Source organism: Acidovorax sp. SUPP3434 (genome assembly GCF_030159015.1).
Taxonomy (GTDB): Bacteria; Pseudomonadota; Gammaproteobacteria; order Burkholderiales; family Burkholderiaceae_C; genus Paracidovorax.
Genome location: NZ_BQXL01000001.1, coordinates 255,426 through 271,585, shown reverse-complemented (window position 1 = coordinate 271,585; position 16,160 = coordinate 255,426). Strand labels below are relative to the sequence as shown.

Annotated in this window: 14 protein-coding genes; 8 read left to right on the top strand and 6 right to left on the bottom strand. The window is 67.7% G+C overall.

What is annotated here, in order from left to right; translation table 11 throughout:
* Window positions 1-3 precede the first annotated feature (3 nt).
* From AVKW3434_RS01245 to AVKW3434_RS01230, 4 genes are all read left to right on the top strand, one after another.
* Window positions 4-1,317 carry a TRAP transporter large permease gene (locus AVKW3434_RS01245; RefSeq protein ID WP_284403716.1) on the top strand — a complete coding sequence of 438 codons (1,314 nt, stop codon included), beginning with the start codon at window positions 4-6 and terminating at the stop codon, window positions 1,315-1,317.
* Window positions 1,318-1,407: 90 nt separating this feature from the next.
* Window positions 1,408-1,788 (top strand): fluoride efflux transporter CrcB, encoded by a 381-nt coding sequence (gene crcB / locus AVKW3434_RS01240; RefSeq protein ID WP_284401062.1) that lies wholly within the window; start codon window positions 1,408-1,410, stop codon window positions 1,786-1,788.
* A 50-nt stretch (window positions 1,789-1,838) separates the two neighbouring features.
* Complete coding sequence (locus tag AVKW3434_RS01235; protein ID WP_272568845.1) at window positions 1,839-2,702, top strand: LOG family protein; 864 nt, start codon at window positions 1,839-1,841, stop codon at window positions 2,700-2,702.
* 134 nt (window positions 2,703-2,836) lie between these two features.
* Window positions 2,837-3,703 (top strand): hypothetical protein, encoded by an 867-nt coding sequence (locus AVKW3434_RS01230; RefSeq protein ID WP_284403714.1) that lies wholly within the window; start codon window positions 2,837-2,839, stop codon window positions 3,701-3,703.
* A 34-nt stretch (window positions 3,704-3,737) separates the two neighbouring features.
* Here the strand turns inward: AVKW3434_RS01230 and AVKW3434_RS01225 are convergent, their stop codons facing one another.
* The 5 genes from AVKW3434_RS01225 to pncB form a co-directional block, all read right to left on the bottom strand.
* Window positions 3,738-4,925: an MFS transporter gene (locus AVKW3434_RS01225; RefSeq protein ID WP_284403712.1), complete on the bottom strand. Its 1,188-nt coding sequence runs from the start codon at window positions 4,923-4,925 to the stop codon at window positions 3,738-3,740.
* Between the two features lies 1 nt (window position 4,926).
* Window positions 4,927-6,354 (bottom strand): DNA recombination protein RmuC, encoded by a 1,428-nt coding sequence (locus tag AVKW3434_RS01220; protein WP_502869026.1) that lies wholly within the window; start codon window positions 6,352-6,354, stop codon window positions 4,927-4,929.
* Between the two features lie 117 nt (window positions 6,355-6,471).
* Complete coding sequence (locus AVKW3434_RS01215; protein WP_284403711.1) at window positions 6,472-7,458, bottom strand: 2-hydroxyacid dehydrogenase; 987 nt, start codon at window positions 7,456-7,458, stop codon at window positions 6,472-6,474.
* Between the two features lie 13 nt (window positions 7,459-7,471).
* Window positions 7,472-8,884 carry a sodium:proton antiporter gene (locus AVKW3434_RS01210; RefSeq protein ID WP_284404571.1) on the bottom strand — a complete coding sequence of 471 codons (1,413 nt, stop codon included), beginning with the start codon at window positions 8,882-8,884 and terminating at the stop codon, window positions 7,472-7,474.
* A 110-nt stretch (window positions 8,885-8,994) separates the two neighbouring features.
* On the bottom strand, window positions 8,995-10,206 hold the full coding sequence (pncB, locus tag AVKW3434_RS01205; protein WP_272568841.1) for a nicotinate phosphoribosyltransferase: 1,212 nt from the start codon (window positions 10,204-10,206) through the stop codon (window positions 8,995-8,997).
* Window positions 10,207-10,523: 317 nt separating this feature from the next.
* Between pncB and ggt the strand changes: the two genes are divergently transcribed.
* Window positions 10,524-12,536 (top strand): gamma-glutamyltransferase, encoded by a 2,013-nt coding sequence (ggt, locus tag AVKW3434_RS01200; RefSeq protein WP_284403709.1) that lies wholly within the window; start codon window positions 10,524-10,526, stop codon window positions 12,534-12,536.
* Between the two features lie 113 nt (window positions 12,537-12,649).
* On the opposite strand, the gene AVKW3434_RS01195 is transcribed toward ggt, so the two are convergent.
* A complete protein-coding gene (locus tag AVKW3434_RS01195; RefSeq protein WP_284403707.1) occupies window positions 12,650-13,120 on the bottom strand; it encodes an acyl-CoA thioesterase in 471 nt (156 codons plus the stop codon).
* Between the two features lie 225 nt (window positions 13,121-13,345).
* On the opposite strand from AVKW3434_RS01195, the gene AVKW3434_RS01190 reads away from it, so the two are divergent.
* The 3 genes from AVKW3434_RS01190 (at window position 13,346) to AVKW3434_RS01180 (ending at window position 16,052) form a co-directional block, all read left to right on the top strand.
* On the top strand, window positions 13,346-13,906 hold the full coding sequence (locus tag AVKW3434_RS01190) for a phasin family protein (RefSeq protein WP_272568836.1): 561 nt from the start codon (window positions 13,346-13,348) through the stop codon (window positions 13,904-13,906).
* A gap of 223 nt (window positions 13,907-14,129) precedes the next feature.
* Window positions 14,130-15,179 (top strand): extracellular solute-binding protein, encoded by a 1,050-nt coding sequence (locus tag AVKW3434_RS01185; RefSeq protein WP_284403705.1) that lies wholly within the window; start codon window positions 14,130-14,132, stop codon window positions 15,177-15,179.
* Between the two features lie 114 nt (window positions 15,180-15,293).
* Window positions 15,294-16,052 carry a 3-hydroxyacyl-CoA dehydrogenase gene (locus AVKW3434_RS01180; protein WP_284403703.1) on the top strand — a complete coding sequence of 253 codons (759 nt, stop codon included), beginning with the start codon at window positions 15,294-15,296 and terminating at the stop codon, window positions 16,050-16,052.
* The last annotated feature ends 108 nt before the right edge of the window (window positions 16,053-16,160 follow it).

The following is a 16,160-nucleotide window of genomic DNA, read 5'->3' as shown; positions in this document are numbered from 1 at the left end:
CCCATGGACATTCTGATGGTGGGCGGCATCTTGATGCTGCTGATGATCGTGCTGCTCTCGGGCGGCGTCTGGATCGCGATGACGCTGGCGATCTGCGGCTGGGTCGGACAGGCGTTCTTCACGAACACGCAGCCGGGCAAGAATTTGTTCTCGGCCTTCTGGGAAAGCAATGCCAGCTGGGAGCTGGCGGCGCTGCCGCTGTTCATCTGGATGGGCGAGATCCTGTTTCGCACCAAGCTGAGCGAAGAGATGTTCGAGGGCCTGCGGCCCTGGCTCAACCGGGTGCCGGGCCGGCTGATGCACACCACCATCCTGGGGTGTGGCATCTTCGGATCGGTGTCGGGCTCGTCCGCCGCCACCTGCGCCACCATCAGCAAGGTGGCCCTGCCCGAGCTGCTCAAGCGCGGCTACGACGAGCGCCTGGCGCTGGGCTCTCTCGCCACGGCGGGCACGCTGGGCATTCTCATTCCCCCCTCGATCACCATGGTGGTGTATGCGGTGGCGGCCGACGCCTCCATCATCCGCATCTTCCTGGCCGGCTTCCTGCCGGGCCTGCTGCTGATGCTGCTGTTTTCGGGCTACATCGGCTGGTGGAGCCTGCGCAACCCCGACAAGGTGCCGCCGGCCGATGCACCGACGACCTTCCGCCAGAAGATCCGGCAGTCCGGCAACCTGATTCCGGTGGCGGTCCTGATCGTCTTCATCGTGTGGGTGCTGGTGGCCGGCTACGCCACCGCCACCGAGTGCGCCGCCTACGGCGTGGCGGGCTCGCTCGGGCTGGCGCTGTGGAGCCGCTCGCTCACGTGGAAGAACTTCACCGAAGGGCTGATGAGCACCACGCGCACCAGCTGCATGATCATGTTCATCCTGGCCGGCGCGGCCTTCCTGACCAAGACCATGGCCTTCACCGGCATTCCGCGCGAGCTGGCCGAGTGGGTCAATGCGATGAACCTTTCGCCCTTCGCGCTGATCGGCGTGCTGACGATCGTCTACCTCGTGCTGGGCACGGCGCTGGACGGCATCAGCATGATCGTGCTCACCAGCGCCGTGGTGCTGCCCATGATCCAGAAGGCCGGCTTCGACCTGATCTGGTTCGGCATCTTCATCGTGCTGCTGGTGGAGATCGCCGAGGTCACGCCACCCGTGGGTTTCAACCTCTTCGTGCTGCAGAACATGACCGGCAAGGACAGCAACACGATCGCGCGCGCGGCCATTCCGTTCTTCCTGTGCCTGGTGGTGTGCATCGCGATCATCACGGTGTTCCCGCAGATCGTCACCGTGCTGCCGGACCTGGTGATGGGCAAGGACGGCGGCTAGGCGCCGCCCGCTGGGGCCGCAGGCCGCCGCCACTCCACGGATGACAGCGCCTCGGCGGCGAGGCCCCGGGTTTTTGCGATACTTTGCGGCATGCTGCTTCACGTCGCCGTCATCTGCCTGGCCGCCTGTCTGGGCGCCCTGCTGCGCTGGGGCTTCGCCCTGTGGCTCAACCCCGGCGGCCTGCTGCCCTGGGGCACGCTGGCGGTGAACCTCATCGGCGGCTACCTGATCGGCATCGCCATCGCCGTGTTCACCCAGCGGCCGGACATCGACCCGGCCTGGCGGCTGCTCATCATCACCGGCTTTCTCGGTACCCTGACCACCTTCTCCAGCTTCTCTGCCGAAGTCGTCACCATGCTGCTGCAGCAGCGCTACGGCATCGCGCTGGCCACGCTGCTTTTGCACGTGGGCGGCTCCTTCACCCTCACCTGGGCCGGCATGCGCACGGCCCTGTGGTGGGCGGCCCGCTGACCGACGGCCCGGCAACGGGCCCTTCTTTTTTGCCCCCACAATCTCACCCCATGGATTCCAATACCGAACTCAACGACAGCCGCCTGGCCAATGCCTGGGCCGAATTGAACAACCACGCCGTGAACGGCAACCCGCTGCACGCCGATGCCTACCGGCTGGCGTTCGCGGACCCCGAATTCCTGCTGCGGCGCGAAACGCGCGGCATCCGCTTCCAGCTCGAAATGCTCAAGCCCGATCTGGGCCAGACCGCACAGGGCATCGAGAACACCGTGGTGGTGTACGGCAGCGCGCGCTTCATCGCCCCCGACGAAGCCGAGCAGCAATTGGCCGATGCCGAGGCGAGCGGCGATGACAGCCGCATCGCACGCGCCAGGCTCGCCGTGCGCAACGCCCGCTACTACGACCTGGCGCGGCAGTTCGCGCGCGTGGTCGCAGAGCACAGCGAACAGCAGCAGCCGGCGGACCGCATCTACGTGTGCACCGGCGGGGGCCCCGGCATCATGGAGGCCGCCAACCGCGGCGCGCACGACGTCGGCGCGCTCAACGTGGGCCTGAACATCGCCCTGCCCCACGAGCAAAGCGGCAACCGCTTCATCTCGCCCTCGCTGAGCTACAAGTTCCACTACTTCGCGCTGCGCAAGATGCACTTCATGATGCGCGCCAAGGCCCTGGTGGCATTCCCTGGCGGCTTCGGCACGCTGGACGAATTGTTCGAAGTGCTCACCCTCGTGCAGACCGGCAAGGCCAAGCCGGTGCCCATCGTGCTGTTCGGCACCGACTTCTGGAAAAAGGTCGTCAACTTCGACGCTCTGGTGGAACAAGGGACCATCTCCGCTGCCGACCTGAAGCTGTTCCATTACACGGACGATCCGCAGGAAGCCTGGAACATCGTCAAGGCGTTCTACAAGCTTTGAATCCGGCCTGACCGCGCTGGAAAACAGGGTGCGTGCACCCGTTGTTTCGCACCCCAGGCCGGCGCATCGCATGGCGGCAGCGGCATTTCGGAGCAGCGCGAACAATGGTCATTTTGGCTTTTCCCCAAACCAACATGCCCCGCATCGACGCTCCCAATCCATCGGCCCAGGCCGCATCCAGCGCATCGCGACCCACGGAGGCAGAGCCGTCCAATGTGCGTCGGCGCTCCAGTGCACGCCATCAGGCGCCGGAAGGTTTGCAGCAGCAGCGCGCGGACGCACATGCCGCCGCGCAGCACGCTCCGCAACCGCCACGCGTTCGCACTGGACTGCAGGCCTTGCGGCAGACAGCGCAGGCAGCGGTCGATGGCGGCACGGTCATCGCACATGCCGGCGCACGCATCGGCGCGGCAGCCGGTGCTGCCTTTCTGGCAGATCCTGTCCGGACCACCGGAATCGCCATGCTGGCGGGTGGCAGCAGTTACGCCTTGATCAACAACCAGCGCAACAATGACGTGGAAACCGTGAGAGGGGTGGCGATCGCTTCCGCGGGATACACGTTGATGGCAGCACGCGCTTTCTTCGGTGTGCTCCCCGGCGCCGTCCAAGGGGTCGCGGAGGGCATCCAGGCCGCACCCGGGGCCCTTCGGGACATGGCAGAGCTCTTCCAGGCCGTGGCGCAAGCCGCCATGGCAGAGGGACGTGTGCCCCAAATTTCCCAGGAACTGGCCGTCGCTGCCCTCAATATGGTTCTCGTCATGGGCGAGCCCGATCCCGACGACCCGGACGACCTGTCACAGGAGGTGGGGCGCCATGTGCCCCAGGTGGTCGATCACCTCACGGACCTGCGAGAGGGGTCCGCATCCAGGACCGTCCATGCGGCTGCGCTGGCAGCGAACGAAGTCCCGGCGCAGTTGGTGCGCAACCTCCACGCCCTGGTGACTGCTGATCCGCCTGTGCTGTCGAACCGCCCCAACTCCCGGGGCGCCAGACCGAACTGAAGCCGGCAAGGGAGCGGCCGGATCGGCCACGGCCTCAATGCGGCACGGCGGAATGCGCGTCGGCGTCTCCCAGGCGCGCGGCCAGCCGGGAGCCGCCGCCCACCACCGCCCCCACGACCCAGAAAAGCCCTGCCACCCCGATCAGCGCCCCTGCCGATCCGAACAGCACCGGCATCAGCACGCTCGACCCGTTGATGGCCATCAGCCGCAGGCCGAGCGCCTCGCCGTGGCGATGCGATGGCGTGATCTGGTGCAGCATGCTCATGATCATCGGCTGCACCGATCCCAGCGCGAAGCCCAGCAGCACCGAGCACAGGCCCAGCGCCCACGGGTTGGGCAGCAAGGGGTACACCGCGAACAGCACCGCCGTGGTGACCATCGCCCAAGTGACCACGACCGCCTCGCGCAGGTGGGCGGCCACCAGGGGCATGAGCACGCGGATCACGGCCGCCGCAATGGCGAACGCACCCAGGATGGTGCCGATCACCGACGCCGACAGGCCCCGCTCGTGGCCCAGGAGCGGCACCACGAAGGTGTGCACGTCCCAGCACGACGACAGCAGCCAGTTCACGATGAGCAGGCGGCGAAAGCCGGGCTCGGCCAGCAGGTCCCAGGCCCGGGGGCGCACGCCGCCGGCCGCCGCGATCACGGGCGGCAGTTCCACGGTGGCGCGCACCCAGAACCAGGTGGCAATGGGCAGCACGGCCATCAGTGCGAAGGCGGCGCGGTAGCCTTCGGTGCTGCCGGCCATGGGACCGGCATGGTCGATGAGCAGGCCGGCGCAGAACGGCCCGACGAAGTTGGACACGGCCGGGCCGATGGCCAGCCAGCTGAACACCTGGCGCAGTTGCGTGGAGTCGTGCGCCGCGCGCCCCACATGGCGCTGCAGCGCGATGGTGGCGGCCCCCGTGGCGCCGCCCGTCATGAGCGCGGCCAGGCACAGCATGGGAAACGCCGGCCACACCAGCGCCCCGGCCGCCCCGACCACCGCCACGACCACGGCATAGCCGACCGGGCGCTTGAGGCCGTGGCGGTCGGCATAGCGGCCCGCCGGCAGCGCCAGGAACACCTGCGTGAGCGCGAACAGCGCGAGCAGGATGCCGACCGCCGCCGCGCTGTAGCCCTCGCGCAGGGCCAGCAGCGGCGCGGCCAGCCGCATGCCGGCCATGCAGGCGTGGATGCAGATCTGTCCGGCGATCAGGCGGGCAAGGGCGGTGTTCATGTCAAACGGCCTCGTCTTCGGTGGTGGGCGGCAGGCCGCCACCCGTGGCACCCGCACCCGCCAGGGGCACCGCCGCCCCCGGGGCCGGCAGGGCCTGCACTTCGCGCAGCTGGCGCTGGATCGCGCGCGTGCGCACGCCCACCTCGTCGAACCGCCGGGCCGCCGCGTCGATGGATTTGCGCGTAGCCTCGACCACGTCGCCGAACTTGGAGAACTCCGTCTTCACCGCGCCGAGCAGGCCCCACACCTCGGACGAGCGCTTTTCGATCGCCAGCGTCTTGAAGCCCATCTGCAGGCTGCTGAGCATGGCCGCCAGATTGGCGGGCCCGGTGATCATCACGCGGCAGTCGTTCTGCAGCGCCTCCACCAGCCCGGGCCGGCGAATCACCTCGGCGAACAGGCCCTCGGTGGGCAGGTACATCACGGCGAAGTCGGTGGTGTGCGGCGGCGACACGTACTTGGCGAAGATCTTGCGCGCCTCGGCCTTGATGGAGGTCTCGAAGGCGTTGCCCGCGGAGAGCACCGCCGCCTTGTCGGCCAGGTCCTGCGCGTCCAGCAGGCGCTGGTACTGCTCCACCGGGTACTTGGAGTCGATGGGCAGCCACACGGGTTGCTCGTCGCCCCGGCCCGGCAGCCGGATGGCGAACTCCACCAGGTCGTCGCTGCCGGGCACGACCTTCACGTTGCGCGCGAACTGGTCCACGGTGAGCACGTTCTCGATGATGGCGCCCAGTTGCATCTCGCCCCAGGTGCCGCGCGTCTTCACGTTGGTCATCACGCGCTTGAGGTCGCCCACACTGCCGGCCAGCGTCTGCATCTCGCCCAGGCCCTTGTGGACCTGCTCCAGCCGGTCGCTCACCAGCTTGAAGGATTCGCCCAGGCGCTGCTCCAGCGTGGCGTGCAGTTTCTCGTCCACGGTGCGGCGCATCTCCTCCAGCTTGGCGGCGTTGTCGGCCTGGATGGCGGACAGGCGCTCGTTGAGCACGCCGCGCAGGGCTTCGCCGGTCTGCGTGAGTTCGGCCCGGAAAGCGCCCAGCGCCTGCACCAGTTCCTGCCGCGCCGCGACGGCATCGGTCTGGCCCAGCGCCAGGCGCTGCTCCAGCTTGCCTTCGAAGGCGGTGAAGGAAGCGAGCAGCTCCGCCCGGCCGCTGCGCGACTCGTGCACCGCCTGGGCCAAGCGCTCGTCCACGGCCTGGCGCACGCTCTCCAGCGTGCCCTGCATGGTCTGCGTGAAGCCGCGCAGCTGCTGGGCCATGCCCTCCAGCGCGCCATCGTTCTTGGCCACCGCCAGCTGCGTGGCCTGGGCCGTGGCCTCCAGGCGCTGCAGGCGCATCAGCCACTCGGGGGGCAGTTCGGCGCGCGGGCTGCGCAGCAGCAGCACCCCCAGCATCAGGACGACCAGCACCAGCAAACCCAGGACAGCGAACATTTCCAAAACCCGACACTCCTTTTGCTATTTATTTGATAGCTACACCGGCATGAAAACCGCCGGCATGCGGCCGATTCGGCTCGAAACCGCGGCGCGGCCGCGCCATGGCGGCATCCGTCACACCGGCCGTTCGCCCGGCGTGTTGACGGGCGTGAGCGCTCCCCGGCCGTCGAAGAACGCGATCAGGTTGTCCGCCGCCAGGTTGGCCATCGCCAGCCGCGTGGGCACGGTGGCGCTGGCGATGTGCGGGGTCAGCACCACGTTGGGCACGGTGAGCAGGTCCGGATGCACCTGCGGCTCGCCCTCGAACACGTCCAGCCCGGCCGCTGCGATGCGCTTGTCGCGCAGCGCCGCCGCCAGCGCCGCGTCGTCCACGATGCCGCCGCGCGCGATGTTGACCAGCGTAGCGGTCGGCTTCATCTGCGCCAGCTCGGCGGCGCCAATGGCGTGGTGCGACTCGGCCGTGTAGGGCAGCACCAGCACGAGGTGGTCGGCCGTGCGCAGCAACTCCTCCTTGGAGACGTAGCGCGCGCCGCATTCGCCCTCCAGTGCTGGCGAGAGGCGGGAGCGGTTGTGGTAGATCACCTGCATGCCGAAGCCGTGCGCGCCGCGCCGGGCGATGCCCTGCCCGATGCGGCCCATGCCCAGGATGCCGAGCGTGCTGCCGTGCACGTCGGAGCCGGCGAACATGTCGTAGCTCCATTTCGTCCACTGGCCGGCCCGCAGATAGTGTTCGCTCTCGGCCATGCGGCGCGCGGTGGCCATGAGCAGCGCGAAGCCGAAATCCGCCGTGGTCTCGGTCAGCACATCGGGCGTGTTGGTGCCCTGCACGCCCGCCGCGGTGAGCGCGTTCACATCGAAGTTGTTGTAGCCCACCGCCATGTTGGCCACGATGCGCAGCCGCGGGCAGCGCGCCAGCAGCTCGGCGTCGATGCGCTGGCTGCCGGTGGTCAGGGCGCCGTCCTTGTCCTGCAGGCGCTCGGCCAGTTCGGCCGGCGACCAGACCGCATCGGCGGGATTGGCTTCGACCTCGAAATGCTGCGAGAGCCGCTCGACCACCTCGGGAAAGATGGCGCGGGCGACCAGGATGCGGGGCTTGGACATGGAACGGGACCTTTCAGCGAAACCAGAGGAATGTCATGGCGACGAGCAGCGGCAGCAGGATGCCGCACGACCAGAGCATGTAGCCGAAGAAGCTGGGCATCTTCACGCCGCGCTCTTCGGCAATGGCCTTGACCATGAGGTTGGGCGCATTGCCGATGTAGGTGCCCGCGCCCATGAACACGGCGCCGGCCGAGATCGCGGCCAGCGTGGGGGCGAGCGTGGTCATGAGCACGGCCGGGTCGCCGCCGGCGGTGTTGAAGAACACGAGGTAGGTCGGCGCGTTGTCCAGGAACGCGCTCAGCAGGCCGGTGGCCCAGAAGTACATGGCCGGATCGGGGGTGCCGTCGGGCCGGGTCACCGCGCCGACGATGGCGCCGAACGGCCCCTGCGTGCCCGCCTTGAGCATCGCGATGACCGGGATGATGGTGAGAAAGATGCCCGCGAACAGCTTGGCCACTTCCTGCATGGGGGCCCAGCCGAACTGGTTGTCCGCGTGCACCTGGCGCGGCGTGAGCCACAGCGAGGCGCCCACCACCGCCAGCAGCCCCACGTCGCGCACCAGCCCGGGCAGGCCCACGGGCGTGCCGGCGATGCTCCACACCACCGGCGACTTCCAGAACCCGCTGAGCAGCACCAGGGCGATGACCGCGCCCAGCAGCCAGAAATTGACCTGGCCGTCGAAGCCGATCGACCGCGTGACGGGCGTGGGGTCCGGCCGTGCCGCCTCGCCCGGCCGGCCATGGAACCAGCGGTCGATCGCGTAGAAGATCGCCAGCAGCGAACCCACGAGGAACAGCGTCTCCTGGTGGATGTGCCCGACCGTCCAGAAGAAATCCACGCCCTTCAAAAAGCCCAGGAACAGCGGCGGGTCCCCCAGCGGCGTGAGCGAGCCCCCGGCGTTGGAGACGATGAAGATGAAGAACACGACGATGTGCGCCACGTGCTTGCGGTGGTCGTTGGCACGCACCAGCGGCCGGATCAGCAGCATCGATGCGCCCGTCGTCCCCATGAAGCTTGCCAGCACCGCGCCGATGGCCAGGATGGCCGTGTTCAGCCCGGGGCCGCCATGCAGGTTGCCGCGGATGTGGATGCCCCCCGCCACGGTGAACAGCGCCGCCAGCAGGATGACGAACGGCAGGTACTCGGCCAGCAGCGCGTGCACCAGGTTCACGCCCGCCGCACCGGCCCCGAAGACCGCCGCGAACGGCAGCAGGAACGCCAGCGCCCACGCGGCGGCGATCTTGCCGAAGTGGTGGTGCCAGAACACGGGCGCGAACAGCGGCACCAGCGCGATCGACAGCAACAGCCCGGCGAAGGGCACGCCCCACAGCACCGACAGCGCGCTCCCGTCGATCTCGGCGGCCCGCGCCAGGCCCGGCAGCAGGCCCGTGGCGATCAGCAACAAGCCACGCAGGCCGCGGGACATCGGTAAAGACAGGGGCATGGCGTCGGAGGCCTCCAGGGTGGGGACAGTGTGGTGGTTTGCCATCGAAGCGCGCGCCGGCCGGCCGGTGCTTTGCATGCGGGTCGATGCGTTCACTGCGGCGCCGGGATCTCGAACACCTGGCGCAGGTAGGCCAGGTACTTCTCGTCGTCGCACATGCCTTTGCCCGGGGTGTCGGACAGCTTGGCCACGGGCTGGCCGTTGCAGCGCGTCATCTTGATCACGACCTGCAGCGGCTCGCAGCCCAGGTCGTTAGTGAGGTTGGTGCCGATCCCGAAGGCCAGCTGGCAGCGCCCGCGGAACTGCTGGTACAGCTCGATGGTGCGCGGCACCGTCAGGGCGTCGCTGAAGATCAGCGTCTTGGTCAGCGGATCGACCCGGTTGCGGCGGTAGTGGTCGAGCAGGCGCTCGCCCCAGGCGAACGGGTCGCCGCTGTCGTGGCGCGCGCCGTCGAAGAGCTTGCAGAAATACAGGTCGAAGTCGCGCAGGAAGGCGCTCATGCCGTACACGTCCGACAGCGCGATGCCCAGGTCGCCGCGGTACTCCTTGGCCCACATTTCGAAGCCGAAGATCTGGCTGTCGCGCAGGCGCGGGCCCAGCGCCTGGCAGGCCTGCAGGTACTCGTGCGCCATGGTGCCCAGGGGCGTCACGCCGAGCTTCATGGCATACAGCACGTTGCTCGTGCCGGCGAACTGCCCCGGCCCCGAAGGCGCGCCTGTCGTGCGGCGCTCCCCCGTGCCCAGGCGCGCGCACAGCACGCGCAGCACCTCTTCGTGCCAGGCGCGGCTGAAGCGGCGGCGCGTGCCGTAGTCGGCGATCTTGAGGTCGCCCAGGCCATCGGCCTGCAGCAGGGCGATCTTGGCGTCGAGCCGGCGGCGGCCTTCGGGAAAGTCGGGCACCTTCTGCGTGTTGCGGAAGTACACCTCGTTCACGATGGCCAGCACCGGCACCTCGAACAGGATGGTGTGCAGCCACGGCCCGGTGATGGTGATGTCGATCTCGCCCGAGGGCAGCGGGCTGACGGTGATGTACTTTTCGTTGAGCCGGAAGAGCCCGAGAAAGTCCACGAAGTCGCTCTTGATGAAGCGCATGGACCGCAGGTAGGCCAGCTCGGCATCCTGGAAATGCAGGCTGCACAGCGAGCGGATCTCCTCGCGGATCTCGTTGACGAAAGGCACCAGCTGAACGCCGGGGTTGCGGCAGCGAAAGCGGTACTCCACCTGCGCGCCGGGAAACTGGTGCAGCACCACCTGCATCATGGTGAACTTGTAGAGATCGGTGTCGAGCAGGCTGGTGATGATCATGGGTGGAAGCGGCCGCGGCGGGCCGGCTGGGCATCTGCAGTGAACGGCAGCGGCGCACCGTCGCATGGCATTGTGTCATCAAGGGCGCCCCATTGCCGGGCACCACACTGGTCCGGATCTTGCACCGCACCGCTGCCGCCGCCCTGCATGCATCCCGCAGAGCACGCGCTCGTGTCCACCCGCTTCGCCGCCGATCGCATCTCGCACATGTCGCACGGCGGAATGGGGCCGGTCCGAACGGGCCCGCGCAGCGCGTATGCTCGATGCGCCGCAGAGACGACGGCACTTCCTTCCTCAAGAACAAAGGTATTTTTCCAATGCGCCATTCCCGCCCGCCCATCACACCCTCCACCACGCGCCCTGTGTGGCGCTACACCGCCACGCTGACGGCCGCCCTGCTGGTCCTTGCCGGCTGCGGCGGTGGCGGGGGTGGCAGTGGCAGCGCTTCGGCCCCTGGACAGGACTCGGCCTGCGCGGTCGTCAGCGATGGCGGCTCCGTCACGGTCGGCTCCGGCCTGCCCGGCGATCCCGCAGCTCCGGAGCCCGCCTCCGGCTACAAGGTCGGCAAGACCGCGGTCTATGCCAAACAATACATGGTGAGCACGGCCAATCCGCTGGCCTCGCGCGCGGGTTGCGAAGTGCTGCGCCAGGGCGGCTCCGCGGTCGATGCGGCCGTGGCGGTGCAGATGGTGCTGGGCCTGGTCGAGCCGCAATCGTCGGGCCTGGGCGGCGGCGCGTTCATGCTGCATTACGACGCAGCGGCCAAGAAAGTGCAGGCCTATGACGGCCGGGAAACGGCCCCCGCGGCCGCGACGGAAAACTACCTGCGCTGGGTGAGCGACAGTGACCGCACCCTGCCCCAGCCCGGCGGCGCGCGCGCCAGCGGTCGCTCCATCGGCACGCCCGGCGCCGTGCGCATGCTGGAGATGGCCTACCAGGACCATGGCAAGCTCAAGTGGAGCGAGCTGTTCCAGCCCGCGGTCAAGCTGGCCTCGGACGGCTTCCAGATCAGCGGCCGCATGGCCAGCGCCATCGCTGGTGCCACCACGGGCCTCTCGCGCGACCCCGAGGCCGTCGCCTACTTCTTCAATGCCGACGGCACGCCCAAGGGCCTGGGCACGCTGATCAAGAACCCCGCCTACGCCACCACGCTGAACACCATCGCCAGCGGCGGCGCCGATGCGTTCTACACCGGTCCCGTGGCGCAAGGCATCGTGAACAAGATCAAGGTCACCAGCGGCGGCACGCCCACCGTGGCGATCACCCCCGGCCTGACCGAGATGAGCGACCTGGCCAACTACCGCGCCAAGCGCCGCGACCCGGTCTGCACGACCTACCGCGACTACTGGGTGTGCGGCATGTCGCCACCGTCCTCCGGCGGCATCGCCGTGGCGTCGGCGCTCGGCATCCTGGAGAACTTCAACCTCGCGAACTACAAGCCCACGGCCATCGACATCGAAGGCGGCAAGCCTTCGGTGATGGGCGTGCACCTGGTGAGCGAGGCCGAGCGCCTGGCCTATGCCGACCGCGACAAGTACATCGCCGACACCGACTTCGTGTCGCTGCCCGGCGGCTCGCCCGCGGCCATGCTGGACAAGACCTACCTGCGCAACCGCGCGGGCCTGATCAGCATGACCAAGAGCATGGGCACGGCCGTGGCCGGCGACCTGAGCAACAAGCCTGCCGGCGTGAGCCTGATCGACGAGAAGGGCACGACGCACTTCACCATCGTGGACAAGCAGGGCAATGCCGTGGTGATGACCACGACGGTGGAAGCCGGCATGGGTTCGTTCCACATGACGCAGGGCTTCTTGCTGAACAACCAGCTGACCGACTTCTCGGCCACGCCGACCGACAGCACCGGCGCCGTGGTGGCGAACCGCGTCGAAGCCGGCAAGCGTCCCCGCAGCTCGATGGCACCCACGCTGGTGTTCAAGAAGACCGCGGACGGCCGCATGGGCGACTTCCTGATGGGCACGGGCTCGCCCGGTGGCGGCACCATCATCCAGTACGTGGTGAAGACGGTCGTCGGCGCGCTCGACTGGGGCCTGGATGCGCAGCAGGCCACCTCGCTGGTGGACTTCGGCGCCAGCAACAGCCCCACGACCTCGCTGGGCGGCGAACACCCGGCCATCGACAGCAGCAACGGCGGCAACAACGACCCGCTGATCACGGGCCTGCGGGCACTGGGCCACACGGTGTCCACCTCGGCGCAGTCGAGCGGCACGAGCACCATCATCCGCGTGCAGCGCAACGGCGAGAGCGTGCTGCAGGGCGGTGCCGATCCCCGCCGCGAAGGCGTGGTGCTGGGCGATACCTACAAGCCCTGACCGTGCATTGAAGCACCAGGCGGCCCGGCCGAAGGGCTGCCGCCTGCCGCGCCCCCTTCCGAAAGCACCGATCGCGCGAGCGCTCCGGTGCTTTTTTCATGGAAGGGGCCGGGTCAGGTGCCGACTGCGATGCGCAGGGGTGCGAGGGCGTCCAGCAGCGCCTGCGGCAAGGCCCGGGGCCGGCGGTCCTCGCGGCCGACGTACACGTGCACGAAGTGCCCGCCCGCCGCCGACTCGGGCGCGCCCTCGGCGAACAGCCCGACTTCGTAGCGCACGCTGGAGCGGCCCACGTGCGCCACGCGGATGCCCGCCTCCACCGTCTGGGGAAAAGCGAGCGGCGCGAAATAATGGCACTGGGTTTCGACCACCAGGCCGATCGTCTCGCCCGCATGGATATCCAGGGCACCGCGCTCAATCAGATAGGCATTCACCGCGGTATCGAACCAGCTGTAATACACGACATTATTGACATGGCCGTACGCGTCGTTATCCGCCCATCGGGTGGTAATCGTGCGGAACACGGAATACGCGGAGCGCGGCTCCGGCAGGCGGCGGGACGGCGTGGAAACGTTGGGTGCATTCATGGCGGCAAATTCTGCCAGTGGAGGCGCCCCCTTTGATGTGCCTCAGGCGACGGGCATTTTTGGTTATGCACTCTAATCATGTTGCAACGCAGCAAAATCGCTTGATTCCTGAACCCAACCGCCTAGAATCCGTCCCATGCTGCACTGCAACATGACTCTCAGGTCACGACAGCGCAGATGTCTCAACCATCCGTCCCTCAAGGACTCATCAATAGGAGATACACCATGTCGCTGACCCCGGAACAACTCATCGCATCCCACAAGGCCCACCTCGAAACCCTGTTCGGCCTGACCAACAAGGCATTCGAAGGCGTCGAAAAGCTGGTCGAACTGAACGTCACCGCCTCCCGCGCTGCCCTGGCCGAAGTCGCCACGCACACGCAAGCCGTGCTGAGCGCCAAGGATGCGCAAGAACTGCTGTCCCTGCAAGCCAGCCTGTTCCAGCCCCTGGCAGAAAAGACCGCTGCCTACAACCGCCACCTGTACGACATCGCCTCGAGCACCAGCGCCGAATTCGGCCGCACGTTCGAAGCCCAGGCGTCCGAAGTGCAGCGCAACTTCAGCAACCTGGTGGACAGCGCCGCCAAGAATGCACCCGCCGGTTCGGAAACCAGCGTGGCCGTGTTCAAGAGCGCCGTCTCTGCCGCCAACAACGCCTTCGAATCCGTTCAAAAGGCCGTGAAGCAAGCCAGCGATGTCGCTGAAGCCAACTTCAACGCCGTGGCCAACACCGCTGCCAACGCCGCCGCCAAGTCGGCCGCCGCCGTGCAGCAGCGCAAGCGCTAAAACCCGTTGTCTCCTTGGATCTCTCGAAACCGGGTTTCAGGGATCCAATTCAAGCCCGGTCTTGCGACCGGGCTTTTTTTATGGGCGCGCGGCGCTTGGAGTGGCCGCGGGCCGGGCGGGACCACCGCGATAAGACCTCTGGTTCAGCAGGTCTTGTTTAAGAATCATTCTCGTTCGACCTATCATCGCCCGGTTTCCAACCTCCAGAGAAGAGACCCTCTCCATGCAGAAGTCCATGAAAGCCGTTTTGGCGGCCTGCCTTTTGGCCGCCGCTGGCGCCGCCTCCGCCCAGGACCAGGTCGTCAACCTGTACTCCGCCCGCCACTACGCCACCGATGAAGCGCTGTACACCGGCTTCACCAAGGCCACCGGCATCAAGGTGAACCGCGTGGACGCCGACGACGCCGGCATCATGGCCCGCCTGAAGGCCGAAGGCACCGCCTCCCCGGCCGACGTGATCCTGCTGGTGGACGCCGCCCGCCTGTACCGCGGCGAGGTCGATGGCCTGTTCCTGCCCATCCGCTCCAAGGTGCTGGAAGACACGATCCCCTCCAACCTGCGCGCCAAGCCCGCGGCCGACGGCGGCATCGCCTGGTTCGGCCTGTCCACCCGCGCCCGCGTGATCGTCTACAACAAGGACAAGGTCAGCAAGGAAGACGTGGACACCTATGAAGAGCTGGGCGACCCGAAGAACAAGGGCAAGATCTGCATCCGCTCCGGCTCGCACCCCTACAACCTGAGCCTGTTCGGCGCCGTGACCGAGCACATGGGCGAGCAGAAGGCCGAGGCCTGGCTCAAGGGCGTGGCCGGCAACCTGGCGCGTCCTCCGAAGGGCGGCGACACCGACCAGATCAAGGCCGTGGCGTCCGGCGAGTGCGACATCGCCGTGACCAACAGCTACTACCTGGCCCGCATCCTGCGTTCGGAAAAGCCCGAGGACAAAACCATCGCCAGCAAGGTGTCGGTGGTGTTCCCCAACCAGCAGTCGTGGGGCACGCACATGAACATCGCCGGTGGCGCCGTGGCGCGCAACACCAAGAACCAGGCCAACGCGGTCAAGTTCCTGGAATACCTGGCCAGCCCCGAGGCGCAGAACTACTTCGCCAACGGCAACAACGAATGGCCCGCCGCCAAGGGCGTGGACCCGGGCAATCCGGCCCTGAAAGCCATGACGGACGGCAAGCCCTTCAAGAGCGAGACCATCCCGATCAGCGCGGTGGGCGAGCACATGACCAAAGTGCAGCAGATGCTGGACCGCGTGAACTTCCAGTAAGCCACGCACCGTCCTTTCCTTGCACCAAGAGCCCGGCATGCCGGGCTTTTTCACGCCCGCGGCTTCGGCCATAATTGACGTTTACGTTAACGTCATATCGAGGAGACATCCCCCATGGAAATCCAAGGCAAGGTATTCATCGTCACCGGCGGCGCGTCGGGGTTGGGCGAAGGCACGGCACGCCGGCTGGCTGCGCAGGGCGGCAAGATCGTCATCGCCGACCTGCAGGCGGACCGGGGCGAAGCGGTCGCCCGCGACATCGGCGGCGCCTTCGTGAAGTGCGACGTGAGCCAGGAAGCCGATGGACAGGCCGTGGTGGCGAAGGCCGTCTCCCTGGGCAAGCTGATGGGCCTGGTCAACTGCGCGGGCATCGCCCCGGCCGAGAAGACCGTGGGCAAGAACGGCGCGCACGCCCTGCCCCTGTTCGCCAAGGCGGTCACCGTGAACCTGATCGGCAGCTTCAACATGATCCGCCTGGCTGCCGATGCCATGGCCAGGAACGAGGCGGAGGCCACCGGCGAGCGCGGCGTGCTCATCTCCACGGCCAGCGTGGCGGCCTACGACGGGCAGATCGGCCAGGCGGCCTATGCCGCATCGAAGGGCGGCATCGTGGGCATGACGCTGCCGATCGCGCGCGACCTGGCGCGCAACGGCATCCGCAACATGACCATCGCGCCCGGCATCTTCGGCACGCCCATGCTGTTCGGCATGCCGCAGGAAGTGCAGGACGCGCTGGCCGCGGGCGTGCCCTTCCCGAGCCGCCTGGGCACGCCCGAAGACTATGCGCGCCTGGTGCAGCACATTTTCGAGAACGACATGCTCAACGGCGAGGTGATCCGCCTGGACGGCGCGATCCGCCTGGCACCACGCTGAGCGCGATTGCTATTTAATCGATAGCAGAATGCCCTAGTGGAATCTGTGCTGGCGGCCTGTTTCATCCAAAGCGCCTCTGCCGCCAGCGCCGCCCTCGCCTGCCGATCC